We start from the raw sequence: 17,429 nt of genomic DNA, 5'->3' as shown, positions 1-17,429 counted from the left end.
GGCGGCCGGTTATCTTCCGCCACTTAGGTCGATGAATGTACCTGTCGAATAGGAAGCTTTGTCAGACAGCAGCCAGATGATCGCCTCGGCCACCTCCTCGGGCCGCCCGCCTCGGCCCATGGGCAACCCGGACTCGAGTTTGCAGACCCGATCTGGGTCACCCGAAAGCGCATGAAAGCCTGTATGAATGTAACCGGGCCTGACCCCGTTGACCCTTACACCTTCCGCAGCTAGCTCTTTGGCAAGGCCCAGTGTGAACGTGTCGAGCCCTCCTTTCGAGGCGGCGTAGTCGATGTACTCGTTCGGCGACCCGAGTCGGGCGGCCAGGGATGAGACGTTGACGATGGCCCCGCCATTTCCGCCGTGTCGTGCGGCCATACGCAGTACGGCGTGCTTGGTGCAGAGCATGGGGCCGACGATGTTGGTCTTCATCATGCTGAGCAATCGCGACTCGGTCATGTGCTCGAGACGGGTTTGGGGAGCGATGGTGGCGGCATTGTTTACCAGGGCCGCGATAGGCCCCAGATCTTTATCTATACGCTGAAACATCGCGATAATCTCGGCTTCGCTGCTGACATCGGCGCGCACGGCAATAGCCTTGGCACCCAGGGTACGGACTTGGCTGAGGATGGCTTGGGCAGCTTCATCGTTGCTGAGGTAGTTGATGCACAAGTGGTAGCCATGCCGGGCAGCTAACAGTGCAGTGGCAGCACCTATACCGCGGCTGGCGCCGGTAATCAGGATGACAGGGTTCATAAGGTGTCGAATAGATTGAGGCTGTGGTTTGACGATAGAGGACATTTAAGTAGGTTGCCAGTTAAGCGGGCGGTGATGGGAATGAGCAGGCGAATTTTCAGTTGGGCATTAGTGCTTGAAGTGATCGACTGAACCTTACGCAGGATAAGCGTGCGTTGTCGGCAACACCTAAATTGAAGTCCAAGAACGCTTATAGGAAGTGCGTCTCACAACGAAACTTCCTACGATAAGTTAAGAACATCCCTGCGCGACGAAAACAGCAATTAATAATATAAAAGATGGCAACTGGAACACTGTCCTGATCACCCAATCGCCGCGGTGTGCATGACCGTCCACACAGAGCCATTGCCATGGAACAAACCCGTACGCAGCATCACGACTTCAGCAACGGGGGGTCGCACGATGCCCAACGCTGCTTCGACTGCCAGAGGCCGGCAACTTTCCATCAGCTCCGTGGCAACGGTCGGCAGCAACGATCGTTCCAGGCAAAGAGGAGTTGGTGAGATGAGGAATGCGAGTAACGATCGTCAGGATGACAACACGGGCCTTTTCGATGCGATGGCTAAGCCAGGAACGGCGGCAGGAAGATCCGTTACTGCCCCCAACACGCGCGCACAGGCACAAATGCCTTCGCAGGGTTACCGCGCCGACCCCGACTTTAAACTACGCGGCGGCTATGCCAACCCCATGCTGGATGCCGCCGCTCCCCTGTTCGGCCTGGTGATTCGCCTGCGCACACTGAACTCACTGCCGAACATCAAGGCCGTGCATCAACAGGTACGCAACCAGATCCACACCATCAGGGAAGAAATGCGCCAGCACGGCTACGAGCACGCTCAGTTGCTCGCGTACTCCTACGGCCTGTGTCTGTACATCGATGGTGCAGTCATTGAACGGCCTTGGGGCAAAGCCAGTTGCTGGAGCCAGGAACCCCTGCTCAGCATCTTCCACGACGAAACCTGGGGTGGGGAAAAGTGCTTCACCGTGCTCTCGCGCCTGATGCAAGAACCCAAGCGTTATCTGGATGCATTGGAGTTCATGTACTTCGCGTTGTGCCTGGGCCTCAAGGGCAGGTACGCCATTGCGCCGAACGGTGAGGCGTCGTTGAACGCCCTTATCCACCAACTCCACGGGACCATCCGTGAACTGCGCGGACCCACGCCAGAACACGTGTGCGATCCCTACCCCCATGTGACTCCCCGTAACTTACGCATGCGCCGGCAATGGCCGTCGTGGAGCCCATTGCTGGTATCTGCCGGGGCCATGGCCGTGGCCTACAGCATCTACAGCTACCGGCTGCACCTGATTACCACTGAGGTGCTGGGTTCGCTGAACGGCATCTTGCAGCAGTGAGTTGCAGAAAGACGCCAACAACTGGCGCAACCGGATCGCCTGACCCCACTGGCGTGCCCCTGGCAGCCAGGGTTACCTGGATAGTTTGAATCTCGACCGGCAGACAAGGATCGCTTATGCCTCGCCAATCTGACCTGCGTTACAGCTTCCAACCCCTGGTTGGCGATGCGGAATTCGAAGTGGTGTCGTTCACACTCAATGAAGGCATCAGTCAGCCATTCACCCTCGAACTGCAGCTGATCAGCCACGAACAGGACATCGACTTCGGCCATTTGCTCGACAAGCCGGTGCTGTTCACCCTCTGGAACGGCGCGCGTCCCGTGCGCTACGTGCACGGGTTGGTCAGCCGTTTCACCCAGGCTGAAAGCGGCTTCCACCGCACCTACTATCATGCGCTGGTCGAGCCACGCCTGGCCCGCGCCGGCCTGCGCTCGAACTGGCGTATCTTCCAACACAAGAACGTGCCGCAAATACTGGCGCTGATGCTTAAGCGCCAAGGCATCGACCCGTACGAAATCCACGCCAGCCTGGACCATCAGGTCCGCGAGTTCTGCGTTCAGGCCGGCGAGACGGACCTGGCGTTCATCGCACGCCTTTTAGCCGAAGAAGGCTTCGTCTATCGCTTCGCCCACAGTGAAAAACAGCACACGCTGATCATCACCGATCGGCTGCTGTCACTGGGGTTGATCAGCCATGGCGCCGTCACTGCCGACGATGAAGACGATGGCTTTCACGGGGACGATCAGCCCTTGGGCGCCCATACCGTCCTGTACCACGCCAACAGCGGTGGGGACCAACCGGTTTTTTGCTTGCGCCGCTTGAACTACAGCGAACAGGTTCGCACGGCAAGCCAGGTTCAGCGTGACTACACCTTCACCAACCCGGCCTACCGCCAGGAACACAGGGCCACGGGCCCGTTCCTGGAGCACCAATCCAGGGACTACGAGTATTTCGACTATCCAGGGCGCTACAAGCGCGATGCCGTAGGTAAACCGTTCACGGAAAACCGGGTCATGGCGTTGCGTCACGATGTGCGGCTGGCGCACGTGCAAGGTGATGATGTGCGCCTGCAACCGGGCCTGAGCTTCACGCTGACCGGTCACCCCAGACGCGACCTCAATGCGCACTGGCGGGTGAACACGGTCACTCACCAAGGCAGCCAGCTCACCAGCCTGCAGGAAGAGGCGACCAATGCCGAGCAGAGCACGCAGTACGCGCTGAGCGCCGTCCTGGTCCCCGGCAGGATCGAATGGCGACCCTCGCCTCTGGCAAAACCGCGCATTGACGGCCCGCACATGGCTACCGTGGTCGGGCCGAAGGGCGAAGAGATCTATTGCGATGAGTGGGGGCGGGTCAAGGTCAGCTTTCCCTGGGATCGCGAGAGCGAGAACAACGAATTCAGCTCCTGCTGGGTGCGGGTGTCACAAGGCTGGGCCGGTGGCAGCTGGGGCTCGATGGCCATTCCGCGAATCGGCCAGGACGTGATCATCCAGTACGTCAACGGTGATCCTGACCAGCCGATGATCACCGGGCGCACGTACTGTGGCAATCAGCTGCCGCCCTACGACCTGCCTGAACACAAGACCCGCATGACCATCAAGAGCCAGACCCACAAGGGTGACGGCTTCAATGAGCTGCGCTTCGAGGATGAATTGGGACGCCAGGAGGTGTTCATCCATGCCGAAAGGGATCAGAACAATGTGGTCAAGCACGATGAGACGACGCAGATTGGGAACGACAGGTGTGAACGTGTAGCGCGGGATGAGCACATCGATATCGGTCATGACCGACACGAGGACGTGGGCAACGATCAACGTTTGAACGTTGGGAAAGATCATCACTGCCAGATCGGCCAGGATGATGTACTTGAGATCGGACGTCATCGCGTGCTCAACGTGGCACAAGATCGTACGGAGCAAGTCGGTAACAATCGCTATGACAAGACCACAGCCAATCATTCGATAGAAATTGGCGGCCACCTGGAGCAACACGTCGCCGGTCATGTCGAGCTACGGGCAGGGCAAGCGATTCGCCAAGGGACGCAAGTCTTGGAGCTCCAGGCATCAGAAAGCCTGACCATCAGGGCACCCGGCGCAACATTAAGGCTCGACGGCAGCGGCCTTACCATTGACGCCATTGCAATCAACATCAAAGGCCCGGTCGCACAAACCCCAACAGGGCGTTCACATGACCTGGCCATCCGTGCCACGCCAACACCTGGTGAAGCCATCTGCATCAGCTGTTTATTGAAAGCAATCACAGAAGGTCGGAATGTCGTTCGCCTGGAGGGGAACCCGTCATGACAAACACCTTGTCCAAAAAACTTTTTCTTCCTCTGCGACAAGCAGAACGCTACCAACTTAGCGCCGTTCTCGAACTTTCCACATTAGGCCCTGAACAGTTAAAACGCCTTGTCCCACGTGAGCACAGAATACTGCACCCCCTGATGCAACAAGCCGAATTTAGCAACGTGCGTCAGTGCGGCATCGGTTTGTATGCCGTCAAAGGCAAGGCTACAGTACAAAGCCAATCCAACCTTTTCTGGCAATTGAACGAGTTAGCAGCCGATGCCATATGCGGCTGGATCGTCAGCGCATTGCCCACTGCTGCCTTGGCCTCGCACCTGGCGCAAGCCAATACCGTGCTGGGACCTGACGGGCAACGTTATTTACTGCGTTATCACACCGAACACTGCCTACGCGTGCTGCATGGCCGTAAGGATCTGCCTGAACTCGTCGAATGGTTCGCTCCGATCCACAGTTGGTGGGTGCCTTATCCGGACGCCAATGAAGAAATTTGGGGCTGCCTGATGGGCGGCGACAGGCCGGCCACCCAAGCGCTCAAAGACCTCACGCTGGACGCTGCGTGCTGGGAAGCGCTGGCAGTAGACCCCCTCGAACATCGCCTTGCCGATCAATTGAAAACCTCGCTGACCGTCAGTGGGCAAGCCAAACAGTGCCACAGCGTCCGCCTGGGGAGAGTGCGTAAATACCTCAAGGCTGCGCGAGAAGCTGGGTTCATCGAGCAGCAAGACCTGATCACCTACGTCACCCATTTCGCCCTGCTTGGCGACAGATTGACACTCGAGCCCATCTGGCAGACCGCCGTCAAGGAGTCGCTCGAGCAAAGCTTGCCCCTTGATCAACGCCTTCAAACACACCTGCACCGTCTAATTCGCCAGGGGCCCTCATGTTCGATCTGAAGATGCTGATGGAAATCAATCGGCAGAACTGCGAAGCCTTGCAAGACCCTTTATCCATAGGGCCCGCCGTCTCATGCACCCGCACCTTCACCGTTCTGCCATTACGCTATGCCGCCGTGGGCGGTAATCCCCACCAGCGTCAGCAGCTCCCTACTCTGCCCCAACACCTGCGCCACCCGCATCGCACCGCCGCGCTGCATCAGGCGGACTATGCCATTCGCCCGCTGCGTGAAGGTTTCCTGTATGTCATGGAAAAGCGCAGGCTCAGTGGGCAATACAGCCTTCACCCTCCCTACCGAATCGCCGCGAACGGCGCCCTGTCGCTCTTCGACCCTGAACATCCAGAGCCAAAACCGCCTGGCATCTCCACATTCCAGGATGTCGTGCGCGCTATGACCTGGGCATTCACGGTTCATGATCTCGACGACTTGCTCGAGCTTCGCCTGTTCTACAGCCCCGATCCGTTGACCATCGCGGCGCAGCGGCAATTGCTGCGTCGACGCGACCTGCTGCCTGCCGTAGACATAGCGCCCTTCGCCAGCCCCAGCTGCCCAATGCCCAGGCCCTACACGATACGTCATGACCAGTTGAACCTTGTCGCCGACTTTGCCGCGGAATCCAACGACGTGTTGCGCACGCTGTTGGACGCTCAGGTCTTCAGTACACCAAGCATCAGCTCGCTGGCGGCGGCACGGCAAGCCCTGGGTCCCTTGGGCAGTAAACCTGAAGCACGGGGCGTTGCCGTGGTGGTGGAGGACGCCATCGGCATTACCCAGGAACTCAATGCCTGGCGCAACGCTGGCATGGAACACCTCAGGAATTGGCTGGAAGCCAGTACCGAGAACGGTGGCCCCAGTAACGAGCGGAAGGTGTTGGTTGCTCAAGCCTTTAGCGAGCTGCATGAGCAATTCACGGAGCGAAAGGTTGCCGCGTTGGTCGGTCATTATGACAAGGCGCTACGCGCCAGTCTCGCCTACGTCATGCAGGGTTCGCAGTCGCGGCTGGCCGAACTTTGGGAACAGAAAAAAGAGGCCATCTTCGAAATACACGTAGAAAAAGAGAGGCAGAAGCTCGAAATCCTTGCCGAGAACGGCGAGTTTGCCAAACATTTCGAAGACCGCTACCTGCCACTCGTCAACCTGCAAGGTATGCATCGACACCTGGAGACGTTCGAGGCGCAGAGCGCCGAAGCACAACGTCTCGCCGAGTCCAGAGCGGCAGATCACCTCACGTGGTTGAAGTCGTCCGCACTGGTAGACGCACTTGTCCACTATGATGAGAGCGACCTCACCAATGGCTTTTGCTTTGCACATCAAACGGGCCTATGCGTGATAGGCCTCGAAGGCGTGCCAGCAGGCGCAGCATTGCTCGCCCAATGGTGGCGCGCCGACGATATAACCCCTGACAACCTTGCGCTGCGCTCGTTTGTCCTCAACCAGCGTGAGATTGCAGAGGTGCTTGGGCGGACACGCACAGCGCTGGACGCACTGGCACAGGGTAGCGACCCTATTCTTCAACTGGAGATGGCCCTAAAACAGGCCAAGGAGCTCGGCGCGCACTTTAGCCGGCTGGACAGCCATCTGGACCAGCTCACGCAACACAGCCCTATCAACACTGCTGGCGCGTTGGCTTGGCTTGGGCAGCTTGGGCGACAGAGCTTGTCAGTGGGTGCACCCGGCAGCACTGATCGGTTGCTGTACCGACGCCTAAGCACCTACCTCATTGCCTCACTGGGTCAGCAAGCGGTGGAACTGCGCTTGAGTGAGCAGGCGCTGGACGGTAAAACGCCCTCGCCCGGTCGCGTCGCGGCCCCCATCGTGCGCCGGCTTGATCGAGCTTATGCCGAGACGTTGCGCGGGGTGCACGGGAATCAGTTCTATCGCTTGCGGATCGCCAGCGGATTACTGCTGTTGGAGGCCGGGCTCCTGTTGTTACAAGGAAGACGGGAGGACAAGGATCGACGCTTCTGGAGCGATGTGACTGCGGCTGCATTTACCAGTGCGGCTGCGGGGATGGAGCTGCTTGCAGTGGGCACTGAAGTGACGCTTAGAGGTGTTGGTGCGAACAGCGCTACTGCGCGGGGCGCGCAAGTTAGCCTGGGACGCTATCGGCTGTGGGGGGCTGGGTTGGCAGCGGTGGGAGGGCTCGTCAGTATCATGTGGGACATTTCAGATGCTGCGGAGGCAAGGCAAAAATCAAAATTAATAATAGCTGCAGCTTATGCTGTTAGAACAGTCGCAACTTTTGCATTAATCGCAGGGCAAGGAGGGGTTGCATTTTCACAGGCTAGCGAGCTTTTCAAATGGATATCAATCAAGGCACCTAGTTTTAATATTAGTAATTTCAGCGCAAAGCTTTCAAAATCATCTTCACACTTGGCGGCGAATAGAGCTGCCATGATCTGGCTTAGTCGGCTGGGCTGGGTTGGGGGCATCGTTGTGCTCGCTAGCAGTAGTGCTTTATTGCTCTTCGATGAAGATGCTTTAGAAAAATGGTGCCGTAAATGCTGTTTCCGCCTTCACCTATCTGAGAAAGGCTTCGCCAATGACGCAGAAGAAATTGAAGCTCTGCAGAACTCCGTAAGTGGGGTTATGTAATGTATTTCGTGGAGTGGCTAGCATGGCTGACCTATATTGAACACAAAGAGGAGCGCGATGCTTTTGAAAAGCAAAACAAGAAGGAAAAAATAAAGGTTATTTATGAAAGCGACGACCAGGAGATGCTTGAAGCCGCCAAGAAATCGGCTAGCTCTAGCCCTAAAAGTCGAGGGCCAATTTATGTTTACAGCCGCCATATATTGGAAATGCGTTGCGGCATGTGGGAACACAAGCGAGGACTGATAAGCCTAGTGTCCCTTGCAGTCATAGGCTACTCACTGGCGATGACGGCGATTGCTTTGGAAGATATAAAAACCCTCATTAGCCTATCACTCAACTACAACGGTGAGCCTTATGGTGAACACCTGCTCATGGCATCCCTCTTCGCTACTTTAGGCTTATGTGCGTCAGGCCTCTACTTGAAATTTGGACTCCGTTTCACACGACTCGAGATGTTCACGTCTCGGCACATGCTAATACGCTTCAATAGAATCACCCAGCAGGTTTACCTGCATCGCCCAACGTACTGTGGTGGCATCGTCACACTCCCTTGGCACGGTATCACCTCCAGTGGCTCAGATAAAAGATACGCGGCTGCCGGTAGCTTGGGCCTTCCGTTGGATCTCGTGTGGCCGCTCTCCTTTACCGGAACACTTCACCCGGAGCACATCTTCGTAGGCAAAGCCGCCAACAACTTCACGGAGCTGCAATCCGAGTGGGAGTTCATCCGCCGCTTCATGGACGAGGGCCCGGAGGACCTGCCCCGCCCACCTATGACCTCGCACTTCCCCTGGCCCTGGCAAGCCTTTACCCCTCAATTCGAAGGCCTGACCCACTACTTTCGAAAATCCTCTCGAATCATCAAACTCGGCCTGGTCTTGATCTCGCCCGCCTTCCTGATCATCGGCACCGGCCATTGGCTAAGCCTGATGCTGTGCTGGAAACCGCGCTGGCCCAAGATCATTCGTGAAGCCGGTTTGCCCGGGAAACCCGTTCCGCCATTGACCACCGTCAATGACTATCCACCGGCCATTCAAGAGCGGTTACGCGAAAACGCTTACCTCTGGGCCGTTCGCCCAGGTAAACGCCCGGAGAGGAAGAAACGCACCTCGACTCGGCGGCTAAAGACCGAAGTAGAAACTTCGACTGCCCAAATGAGTAGGCCCCGTGCAGCCCCCCGTGATGATCAGCCATGACGATGCAGTGAAGAGCAGAAGCGCGGACTCAAAAAACATCGGCTCCCCATGAAATTCTCTTTAGGGCTGCTGTGCGGCCCATCGAGGTCGGTCCGGCGCTCCGGCAAGACCGCTCCCACTGGGCTCCGGTATTTAGCAAAACACCGGTCACGCAACCCAAATCAAACTCAATGCCCGCCCCCGGGCCCCGCCTTGGCCGTAAACGGCGGCTTCGCGAACCAGACCAACAATATCAGCCCTGCGAACACCCACGTCATCATCATGAAGTAGTCCACCGTCGACATCATGTAAGCCTGCCCGTTGAGCACCTGCTCCAACTGCGCGTAGTTGTGCAGGTTCGCCCCGCCCATCTGCTCAAGCGTATGCCGTGTCGCCGGCTCGTACTGGCTGATGTGCTCACTCAAGTAAGCATGGTGCTGGTCAGCCCGGCGGATCCAGATCCACGTCGTCAGCGAAGCCGCAAAGCTACCCCCCAATGTGCGCAGGAACGTCGCCAAGCCTGATCCATCGGCGATTTGCTGGGGCGGCAGGTCGGACAACAAGATGCTCAATGTGGGCATGAAGAACAGCGCAACCCCGATGCCCATGAACAACTGCACCAATGCCACATGCTGGAAATCCACCTGGCTGGTGAACCCTGCACGCATGTAGCAACTGCTACCGATCGCCAGAAACGCCAGCCCCGCCAGAATCCGCAAGTCAAAGCGATGCGCGTACTTGCCCACGAATGGCGACATGATTACCGGCAATATCCCGATAGGCGCCACGGCCAAGCCTGCCCAGGTGGCGGTATAGCCCATCTGCGTCTGCAGCCACTGGGGCAGGATCAGGTTGATGCCGAAGAAGCCTGCGTAGCCACCCACCAGGACGATGGTTCCCACGCGGAAATTGCGGTGGGCGAACAACCGCAGGTTCACCACCGGGTGCCGGTCGGTCAGCTCCCAGATGACGAATACAGCCAGGAACACGACGGATATCAGCGTACCGGTGATGATGAACGAGGACTCGAACCAATCAAGGTCGTTGCCTTTGTCCAGCACGACCTGCAAGGCCCCTACCCCAACGATCAACGTCAGCAGCCCTATGTAGTCCATCGGCTGTCGGCTGGTGACCACCGGACGATCGCGCATTTGCTGGCGCACCACTGCAGCGGCGAACAGGCCGATGGGCACGTTGATGAAGAAAATCCACGGCCAGCTGTAACTGTCCGTGATCCACCCACCCAGGATGGGCCCGGCGATAGGGGCCACGACCGTCACCATGGCCAGGAGTGCGAGCGCCATCCCCCGCTTGGCAGGGGGATAGACCGCAATCAGCAAGGTCTGGGTCATGGGATACAACGGACCGGCTACCACCCCCTGCAATACCCGAAAGCCCACAAGCTCCGGCATCGACTGGGCGATGCCGCATAAGAACGATGCCAGCACGAACAACAAGGTCGCCCACAGGAACAGCTTCACCTCGCCAAAGCGTCGGCTCAACCAGCCTGTTAGCGGCAAGGCGATGGCATTGCTCACGGCGAACGAGGTGATCACCCAAGTCCCTTGCTCGTAACTGACCCCCAGGTTGCCCGAGATGGTCGGCAAGGCCACGTTGGCAATGGTGGTGTCCAGCACCTGCATGAACGTGGCAAGCGACAGGCCGATGGTGGTCAGCAGCAGGCTAGGCGGCGTGAACTGGGCGGCGGCGTTATTGCTCATCGCTGTGCCGTCTTGCCAGGCGCGCTGTTGTCACGGATCAGTTGCTCGATCAGCTTGTCCGCCTCGACCAACTGGCGATCGTAGACGTCGGTGGTGTAGCTCGCCTGTTGCGCAGGTTGCTGAGCCAGGGCCGGGCCACTCTGGTCGTGCAAGTCCACATCCACAACCGTGGACAGGCCGATACGCAAGGGATGGTCCTTCAACTGGTCGGGGTTCAAGTGAATGCGCACAGGCACCCGCTGCACGATCTTGATCCAGTTGCCGGTCGCGTTCTGCGCAGGCAGCAAGGCGAACGCGCTGCCGGTGCCGGCACCCAGGCTGTCCACCGTGCCACTGTAGGAGACATCGCTGCCATACAGGTCGGCAGTGATCTCAACCGGTTGGCCGATGCGCATCTGGCGCAGCTGGGTTTCCTTGAAGTTGGCGTCGATCCACACCTGGTCAAGCGGAATCACTGCCATGGTGGCAGTACCGGGTTGCAGGCGCTGCCCGAGCTGCACGCTGCGCTTGGCAACGTAGCCGGTCACTGGCGCTACCAGCGTGGTGCGCGCATGAGCCAGGTAGGCCTGACGCAGATCGGCCGCCGCGGCCATGACCTCTGGGTGCGAAGCCACCACGGTGTCATCGACCAAAGCAGCACTGGTACTCAGTTGCTGGCGGGCACTGTTAACCGCCGCCTGGGCAACACTCAGGTCATCGCGCGCATGGGAAAGCTCTTCGCCGGCGATAGCGCCGCTTTCGGCCAGCACCTTGCGCCGGTTGAAGTCCTGCTGGGCCTTGCGCAATTCAGCCTGACGCGTCTGCAACTGAGCCTTGAGCGAATCGACGTTGCTGTACAGACCGCGCACCTGCCTTACCGTACGCGCAAGGTTGGCCTGAGCCGATTGCAGGGCCACTTGGCTGTCGGCCGGGTCGAACTGCAGCAAGACCTGGCCGGCATGCACCAGGTCGCCATCGTCGGCGCCAATGCTGGTCACCGTACCGGCCACCAACGGCGTGATTTCGACCACGTTGCCGTTGACGTAGGCGTCATCAGTGCTCTCGTACCAACGCCCAACCAGGCTGTACCAGGCCCAAGTGCCTAGCCCACCGAGGATCAGCAGCACCAACAGGCCAATCAGCCAGAGCTTGCGCTTGCGCGAGGAGGTGGGTGCCTCGGTGGGTGCAGGGGTGTCTGAGGAAGTAGCCATGACAATACCTTGGAATAAAGGAAACGGGGTTCAACGATCACCGAAGCGACGGATCGTCAGCGGATCGCCAGCGCCAAGCAGTACCTTGGCCAACAGACGCTCCAAGTCTTTGAGCTCATCGGCCGCCAGGGCGCCACACAGCTCGTTCATGGCGGCAGCTCCGATCTCGGGCAAACGGTCGGCCAGCCGCTGGCCATCGGCCGTCAACGCCAGGCGCACCACGCGGCGGTCCGTCGGGCAACGGGTACGCACCAGCAGGTCCTTTTGCTCAAGGCGATCGAGCATGCGCGTCATCGATCCGCTGTCCAGGCCCAGGTAGCGGCAGACCTCCGCCGGGGTATCGACCTGGTACTGCGTCACGATGATCAACACCTTGAACTGCGCGGCAGTAACGCCCTCGGACTCCAGGTGCCAGTCGAGGATCCGATCCTTCAGAAGCGCCGCGCGGCCCAACAGCATGCCGATGGCGCACGTCTCGAAATTGTCTGGCGAGAAATGGGGCATGAATGATTGCTCGAACAAGTGTGTGTAAATATTACTGCCTAGGCAGTGAATGTCAAAGACTTAATTAGCTTGCTATGTACGTGACACGAGCGCCTTTATTCATGGCGCGAAGCGTTCTCAAAAGCGAAAAATCTGAAGGCTTTTGCCGAAAAAGGCCGGGAAATGAAAGGGTTTGGCGGCTTTCCGTGTTTCTCGACGCGGTGGTGGAACGTTAGAATGCGCAAAACCTGGAGCCGCGATGAACCAAGACCGCCCGACTATCCACACCGATGACAGCATGGCCGACGCCGCTGCGCACTGGTGCATGCGCCTGCATGAAGGCGATTGCACGACTGCCGAGCGTGAGGCTTTTGCCCAGTGGCTGGCAGCCGATCCGCGTCATGCCGAGGAATACCAGGCCATGCTGGATATCTGGTACACGGCCGACTTGCTGCCGCGTCCCGTTCAAGCGAATGGGCACCCTGCCCCGGTGCGGCGCAGCGGTCGCAGGTGGCGCGCTCAGGCTTACGCTGCCGTCATCGCGTTGGCGGCTCTGCCGCTGGTGGGGTGGATCGGCTGGGAGCAAGGCTGGGTTCCCAACCGCTACCAGCACGTCGAAACGACGGACCACATGCAGACCGTGCAGTTGAGTGACGGCAGTACGGTGCAGCTCAACCTGAACACCGACCTGACCTACCTCAACTTCAAGCACCAGCGCCGTGTCACGCTCAAGCGTGGCGAAGCCTTCTTCACGGTCCACCACGACAGCTCGCACCCCTTCGTGGTCCGCGCAGGCAATGGCCAGACCCGCGTGACAGGTACCCGCTTCAATGTCTGGAAATACCAGGACAGGGTCAAAGTGACCCTGGTCGAAGGATCGGTGCTGGTATCCAGCGAGGGCAATGCGGGCTATCGGCTTGGCCCCGGTATGCAGGCCACCTACCGCAAGGGCGACTATGAGCCCCAGTTGCTGGAAAACAGCAACTTCGCCGACGCCCTGGCCTGGCGCAGCGGCAAACTGGTGCTCGACAACTTGACCCTCGAACAGGCACTGCCGGCCATAAACCGCTACCTCGACAAGCCACTGAGGCTTGCCGATGTCGGTACCGGTCAGATTCGTATCAGCGGCATCTACAACACCCGGGAAGTAGGCCAGTTGGTGAACAACCTGCCCAAGGTGCTGCCGGTCTATCTGACCCGCAGCAACGACGGCAGCACGGTGCTCAACCGTATTTCGCCGCCGCCCGCCAAGCGCTGAGTGCCCTGCTGTTAGAGCGTCATCGCCGCCAGCCATCCGAAGGCCAACAGCGGCAGGTTGTAGTGAATGAACGTCGGCACCACCGTGTCCCAGATGTGATGGTGCTGCCCGTCCACATTGAGCCCGGAAGTCGGACCCAGGGTGGAATCCGATGCTGGCGAGCCTGCGTCACCCAACGCGCCTGCCGTACCGACGATACACACGGTCGCCAAAGGGTCGAAGCCGAGCTGGACGCACAGCGGTACGAAAATCGCAGCCAGAATCGGTACGGTGGAAAACGACGAGCCAATGCCCATGGTGACCAGCAGGCCCACCAGCAGCATCAGCAAGGCACCTGTCCCTTTGCTGTGGTTGATCCAATGCGCCGAGGTTTCGACCAGGCTTTGCACATCACCAGTGGCTTTCATGACGTCTGCAAAGCCAGAGGCGGTGATCATGATGAAACCAATCATGGCCATCATCTTCATACCTTCGGTGAACAGATCATCGGTGTCGCGCCACTTGACGATGCCTGACAGCGAGAAAATCAAGAAGCCGACCATCGCGCCGATGATCATCGAGTCCACCAGCAGCTGAACGACGAACGCGGCAACGATTGCAATGCCGGCCACCAGGAGCGTCATCGGGTTGTAACGCACGCTCACCTGTTCGACCTGCTCGATACGCGCCAGGTCGTAGTCGCGTTTTTTTCGGTAGCTGACGAACATCGCCACTATCAAGCCCACCAACATACCAGCGGCGGGAATGGCCATGGCGTGGGTAACGTTGACACCCGTGATGTCGACCCCTGCACGCGCCACGTTGGCCAGCAGAATCTGATTGAGGAAAATATTGCCGAAACCCACAGGCAGGAAAATGTAGGGCGTGATCAGGCCGAATGTAATGACGCAGGCGATCAGGCGCCGGTCGATACGCAGGCGGGTCAGCACATAGAGCAGCGGCGGCACCAATAATGGAATGAAGGCGATATGGATGGGCAGAATGTTTTGCGACGAGACGGCCACCACCAGCATCAAACCGATCATCAACCATTTGACCCTGCCACCTTGGTCGTGGCCTTGCCGGTCGATCATGGCCAATGCCCGGTCGGCCAACGCATGCGCCAGGCCGGATTTGGCGATGGCCACGGCAAAGGCACCCAGCAACGCATAGGACAGTGCCACGGTAGCCCCCCCGCCGAGCCCACCATTGAAAGCTTCAAGTGTGCCTTGCACACCCAGGCCGCCGACCAGCCCACCTGCCAGGGCACCGACGATCAGGGCGATGACCACGTGCACGCGGGACAGGCTCAGTATCAGCATGATGCCGACCGCGGCAATCACTGCATTCATGGGGGGCTTACCTCACTGGGAACAAAAAAGCGCGCACTCTGACGCAGTGCACGGCAGATGTCAAAACTGCCAGGCAACGGCGGATTGCCCGCAACCGAGCGGATTAAATTGAATGTTTGAATAAAGAAAAGTCTGTAGGAGCCGATACCCACCTGGGGCTGGAAACCGCCTCGCCCGTGCCCTAACCCTTACTTGTCATAAAAAGGGATCTGCCCCATGCCTCTGCGACAACTTTCCATCCAATGGAAAATCACATTGCTGGCCGGCCTGTGCCTGGCCGGCATCGTCACCCTGCTCATCGGTTTGTCCCTGTACCGGATGGACCACAGCTCGGACCTGGTCAAGGCCAGCAGCATGCAGATGCTGACCGAATCGGCCCAGTCGCGCATCGAATCCCAGGGCGAGGTGCAGGCCCTGAACATCCGCCGCCAATTCATGGATGCTTACCAGTACGGTGCAGGCTTTTCCAGGCAGGTACTGTTCCTGCGCGAACAGGCCGAAAAGCGCTTTCTCGATGCGTTCGACCTGCGCGAGGACATGACCCGGCAGGTGCGCGCCGCGCTCCAGGCCAACCCCGATCTGCTGGGCCTGTCACTGGTGTTCGAGCCCAATGCGCTGGACAGCAAGGACAGCCTGTTCGCCGGCCAGGCTGAGCTCGGCAGCAACGAAACCGGGCGCTTCGCCCTGTACTGGTCGCAACCGCACGTGGGCCAGCTCACCTCGATGGCCCTGCCCGAGCGCGACATGGCCGACACGTCCATTGGACCCAGCGGCCAACCTGCCAACACCTGGTGGGTATGCCCGCGTACATCGGGCAAGGTCTGCGTGGTCGAACCCTACTTCTATGCCATCGATGGCCAGCAGGTGCTGATGACCAGCATCGTCTTCCCGCTGGTGGTGGACGGCAAGGCGATCGCCACCCTGTCGGTGGACATCAACCTCAACAGCCTGCAGGCCCTGAGCGAACAGGCCAGCCGCAGTCTCTACGAAGGCCGCACCACCGTCGGCATCCTCAGCCCGGTGGGCTTGCTGGCAGGCTACAGTGCCGATGCCAGCAAGCTCTCCCAGCGTTTCGATCAGATCGACACGACCAAAGGTGCGGAGCTGGTGGCCAAGATGGCCGACGGCAAGATGACCATCATCAATGACCGCCAACGCCTGAAAGTGCTCGCGGCCTTCCGCCCGATCCCGGACGCCAAGCCATGGGGCGTGTTGCTGGACGTCCCCGAAAACGCCCTGACCGGGCCCGCCGAGGCCCTGAAGCAGGAACTGGACGCCCTCAACACCAGCGGTACCCTGCTCGAACTGGGCCTAGGCCTGGCAGCAGCCATTTTTGGCCTGCTGATGGTGTGGCTGATGGCCCGGGGCGTTACTCGCCCGATACTGGGCGTGGCGGCCATGCTCAAGGACATCGCCAGTGGCGAAGGTGACCTGACCCGCCGCTTGACCTACGACAAGCAAGATGAACTGGGTGAACTCGCGGGCTGGTTCAACCGCTTCCTGGACAAACTCCAGCCCACCATCGCCGAGGTGAAACAGTCGGTACAGGCCGCCCGCTCGACGGCCGATCAGTCCTCGGCCATCGCCACCCAGACCAGCGCCGGCATGGAGCAGCAATACCGCCAGGTGGACCAGGTAGCCACCGCCTCGCACGAGATGAGCGCGACCGCCCAGGATGTCGCCCGCAGCGCAGCGCAAGCCGCGCAGGCGGCCCGCGACGCCGACCAGGCAACGCGCGAAGGGTTGGCGGTGATCGATCGCACTACCCACAGCATCGATTCGCTGGCCGCCGACATGAGCACGGCCATGGCCGAGGTGCAGGGCCTGTCGCAGAACAGCGAAAAAATCGGCTCCGTACTGGAAGTCATCCGCTCGATTGCCGAGCAGACTAACTTGCTGGCGCTCAACGCCGCCATCGAGGCAGCCCGAGCCGGTGAGGCCGGGCGCGGCTTTGCGGTGGTCGCCGATGAGGTTCGCAACCTGGCCCAGCGCACCCAGGAGTCGGTCGAAGAAACCCGCCAGGTCATCGAGGCCTTGCAGGACGGTACCCGTGAAGTGGTGGGCGCAATGGACAACAGCCATCGTCAGGCCCAAAGCGGCGTGCAGCAGGTCGGCCAGGCCGTGACCGCCTTGCAGCGCATTGGCCAGGCGGTGACGGTCATCACCGACATGAACCTGCAGATCGCCTCGGCAGCCGAGGAGCAAAGCGCGGTGGCCGAGGAGATCAACAGTAACGTGGCGACCATTCGCGATGTCACCGAGTCGCTGTCAGGCCAGGCCAACGAATCGGCGCGGGTCAGTCAGTCGCTCAATGCCTTGGCCAACCAGCAGCAGGCATTGATGGACCAGTTCCGCGTCTGAGC

The 17,429-nt window shown here is 59.5% G+C and carries 12 protein-coding genes and 1 pseudogene; 8 read left to right on the top strand and 5 right to left on the bottom strand.

The features are described from left to right. Nucleotides 1-9: 9 nt before the first annotated feature. Nucleotides 10-756 (bottom strand): SDR family oxidoreductase, encoded by a 747-nt coding sequence (locus tag FH041_RS05470; RefSeq protein WP_028687497.1) that lies wholly within the window; start codon nucleotides 754-756, stop codon nucleotides 10-12. A 558-nt stretch (nucleotides 757-1,314) separates the two neighbouring features. On the opposite strand from FH041_RS05470, the gene icmH reads away from it, so the two are divergent. The 5 genes from icmH (at nucleotide 1,315) to FH041_RS22855 (ending at nucleotide 9,104) form a co-directional block, all read left to right on the top strand. Further along, nucleotides 1,315-2,109, top strand: a complete 795-nt coding sequence (gene icmH, locus FH041_RS05465; protein WP_140175095.1) for a type IVB secretion system protein IcmH/DotU — start codon at nucleotides 1,315-1,317, stop codon at nucleotides 2,107-2,109. Between the two features lie 116 nt (nucleotides 2,110-2,225). Further along, complete coding sequence (locus FH041_RS05460; protein ID WP_140174241.1) at nucleotides 2,226-4,412, top strand: type VI secretion system Vgr family protein; 2,187 nt, start codon at nucleotides 2,226-2,228, stop codon at nucleotides 4,410-4,412. Next, nucleotides 4,409-5,311, top strand: coding sequence for a DUF4123 domain-containing protein (locus FH041_RS05455; protein WP_082693207.1), 903 nt, complete (start codon nucleotides 4,409-4,411; stop codon nucleotides 5,309-5,311). Before FH041_RS05460 ends, FH041_RS05455 begins: the two co-directional genes overlap by 4 nt. Beyond that, nucleotides 5,299-7,908, top strand: a complete 2,610-nt coding sequence (locus FH041_RS05450) for a T6SS effector BTH_I2691 family protein (RefSeq protein ID WP_140174240.1) — start codon at nucleotides 5,299-5,301, stop codon at nucleotides 7,906-7,908. Before FH041_RS05455 ends, FH041_RS05450 begins: the two co-directional genes overlap by 13 nt. After that, nucleotides 7,908-9,104, top strand: a complete 1,197-nt coding sequence (locus tag FH041_RS22855) for a DUF6708 domain-containing protein (RefSeq protein ID WP_177438145.1) — start codon at nucleotides 7,908-7,910, stop codon at nucleotides 9,102-9,104. The genes FH041_RS05450 and FH041_RS22855 overlap by 1 nt, the downstream gene beginning before the upstream one ends. A gap of 167 nt (nucleotides 9,105-9,271) precedes the next feature. Here the strand turns inward: FH041_RS22855 and FH041_RS05440 are convergent, their stop codons facing one another. Genes FH041_RS05440 through FH041_RS05430 form a run of 3 tightly spaced genes read right to left on the bottom strand, consistent with a single transcriptional unit; the run spans nucleotide 9,272 to nucleotide 12,498 of the window. Further along, complete coding sequence (locus FH041_RS05440; RefSeq protein WP_027914885.1) at nucleotides 9,272-10,804, bottom strand: DHA2 family efflux MFS transporter permease subunit; 1,533 nt, start codon at nucleotides 10,802-10,804, stop codon at nucleotides 9,272-9,274. Further along, nucleotides 10,801-11,994: an efflux RND transporter periplasmic adaptor subunit gene (locus FH041_RS05435; protein WP_140174239.1), complete on the bottom strand. Its 1,194-nt coding sequence runs from the start codon at nucleotides 11,992-11,994 to the stop codon at nucleotides 10,801-10,803. The genes FH041_RS05440 and FH041_RS05435 overlap by 4 nt, the downstream gene beginning before the upstream one ends. Nucleotides 11,995-12,024: 30 nt before the next feature. After that, the gene (locus FH041_RS05430; RefSeq protein WP_027914883.1) at nucleotides 12,025-12,498 is read right to left on the bottom strand and encodes a MarR family winged helix-turn-helix transcriptional regulator; all 474 of its coding nucleotides are present in this window, start codon (nucleotides 12,496-12,498) and stop codon (nucleotides 12,025-12,027) included. Between the two features lie 238 nt (nucleotides 12,499-12,736). Between FH041_RS05430 and FH041_RS05425 the strand changes: the two genes are divergently transcribed. Beyond that, entirely contained in the window at nucleotides 12,737-13,735 is a 999-nt protein-coding gene (locus tag FH041_RS05425; RefSeq protein ID WP_027914882.1) for a FecR family protein, read from the top strand. 11 nt (nucleotides 13,736-13,746) lie between these two features. Here the strand turns inward: FH041_RS05425 and FH041_RS05420 are convergent, their stop codons facing one another. Then, on the bottom strand, nucleotides 13,747-15,066 hold the full coding sequence (locus FH041_RS05420) for a Na+/H+ antiporter family protein (RefSeq protein WP_140174238.1): 1,320 nt from the start codon (nucleotides 15,064-15,066) through the stop codon (nucleotides 13,747-13,749). 216 nt (nucleotides 15,067-15,282) lie between these two features. On the opposite strand from FH041_RS05420, the pseudogene FH041_RS23190 reads away from it, so the two are divergent. After that, a pseudogene (locus tag FH041_RS23190) lies at nucleotides 15,283-16,521 on the top strand (chemotaxis protein); the annotation flags it as partial. A gap of 150 nt (nucleotides 16,522-16,671) precedes the next feature. Continuing rightward, on the top strand, nucleotides 16,672-17,427 hold the full coding sequence (locus FH041_RS23185) for a methyl-accepting chemotaxis protein (protein WP_371259672.1): 756 nt from the start codon (nucleotides 16,672-16,674) through the stop codon (nucleotides 17,425-17,427). The last annotated feature ends 2 nt before the right edge of the window (nucleotides 17,428-17,429 follow it).

The sequence above is a fragment of the Pseudomonas sp. SWI7 genome, from assembly GCF_006351945.1.
Classification (GTDB): Bacteria; Pseudomonadota; Gammaproteobacteria; order Pseudomonadales; family Pseudomonadaceae; genus Aquipseudomonas; species Aquipseudomonas fulva.
This window is presented reverse-complemented; position numbering and strand designations above follow the sequence as displayed.

Coding starts and splice junctions, on each gene's coding strand:
- FH041_RS23185 (WP_371259672.1), top strand. CDS start 16,672: ATGGAGCAGCAATACCGCCAGGTGGACCAGGTAGCCACCGCCTCGCAC.
- FH041_RS05425 (WP_027914882.1), top strand. CDS start 12,737: ATGAACCAAGACCGCCCGACTATCCACACCGATGACAGCATGGCCGAC.
- icmH (WP_140175095.1), top strand. CDS start 1,315: ATGGCTAAGCCAGGAACGGCGGCAGGAAGATCCGTTACTGCCCCCAAC.
- FH041_RS22855 (WP_177438145.1), top strand. CDS start 7,908: ATGTATTTCGTGGAGTGGCTAGCATGGCTGACCTATATTGAACACAAA.
- FH041_RS05460 (WP_140174241.1), top strand. CDS start 2,226: ATGCCTCGCCAATCTGACCTGCGTTACAGCTTCCAACCCCTGGTTGGC.
- FH041_RS05440 (WP_027914885.1), bottom strand. CDS start 10,804: ATGAGCAATAACGCCGCCGCCCAGTTCACGCCGCCTAGCCTGCTGCTG.
- FH041_RS05470 (WP_028687497.1), bottom strand. CDS start 756: ATGAACCCTGTCATCCTGATTACCGGCGCCAGCCGCGGTATAGGTGCT.
- FH041_RS05455 (WP_082693207.1), top strand. CDS start 4,409: ATGACAAACACCTTGTCCAAAAAACTTTTTCTTCCTCTGCGACAAGCA.
- FH041_RS05420 (WP_140174238.1), bottom strand. CDS start 15,066: ATGAATGCAGTGATTGCCGCGGTCGGCATCATGCTGATACTGAGCCTG.
- FH041_RS05450 (WP_140174240.1), top strand. CDS start 5,299: ATGTTCGATCTGAAGATGCTGATGGAAATCAATCGGCAGAACTGCGAA.
- FH041_RS05430 (WP_027914883.1), bottom strand. CDS start 12,498: ATGCCCCATTTCTCGCCAGACAATTTCGAGACGTGCGCCATCGGCATG.
- FH041_RS05435 (WP_140174239.1), bottom strand. CDS start 11,994: ATGGCTACTTCCTCAGACACCCCTGCACCCACCGAGGCACCCACCTCC.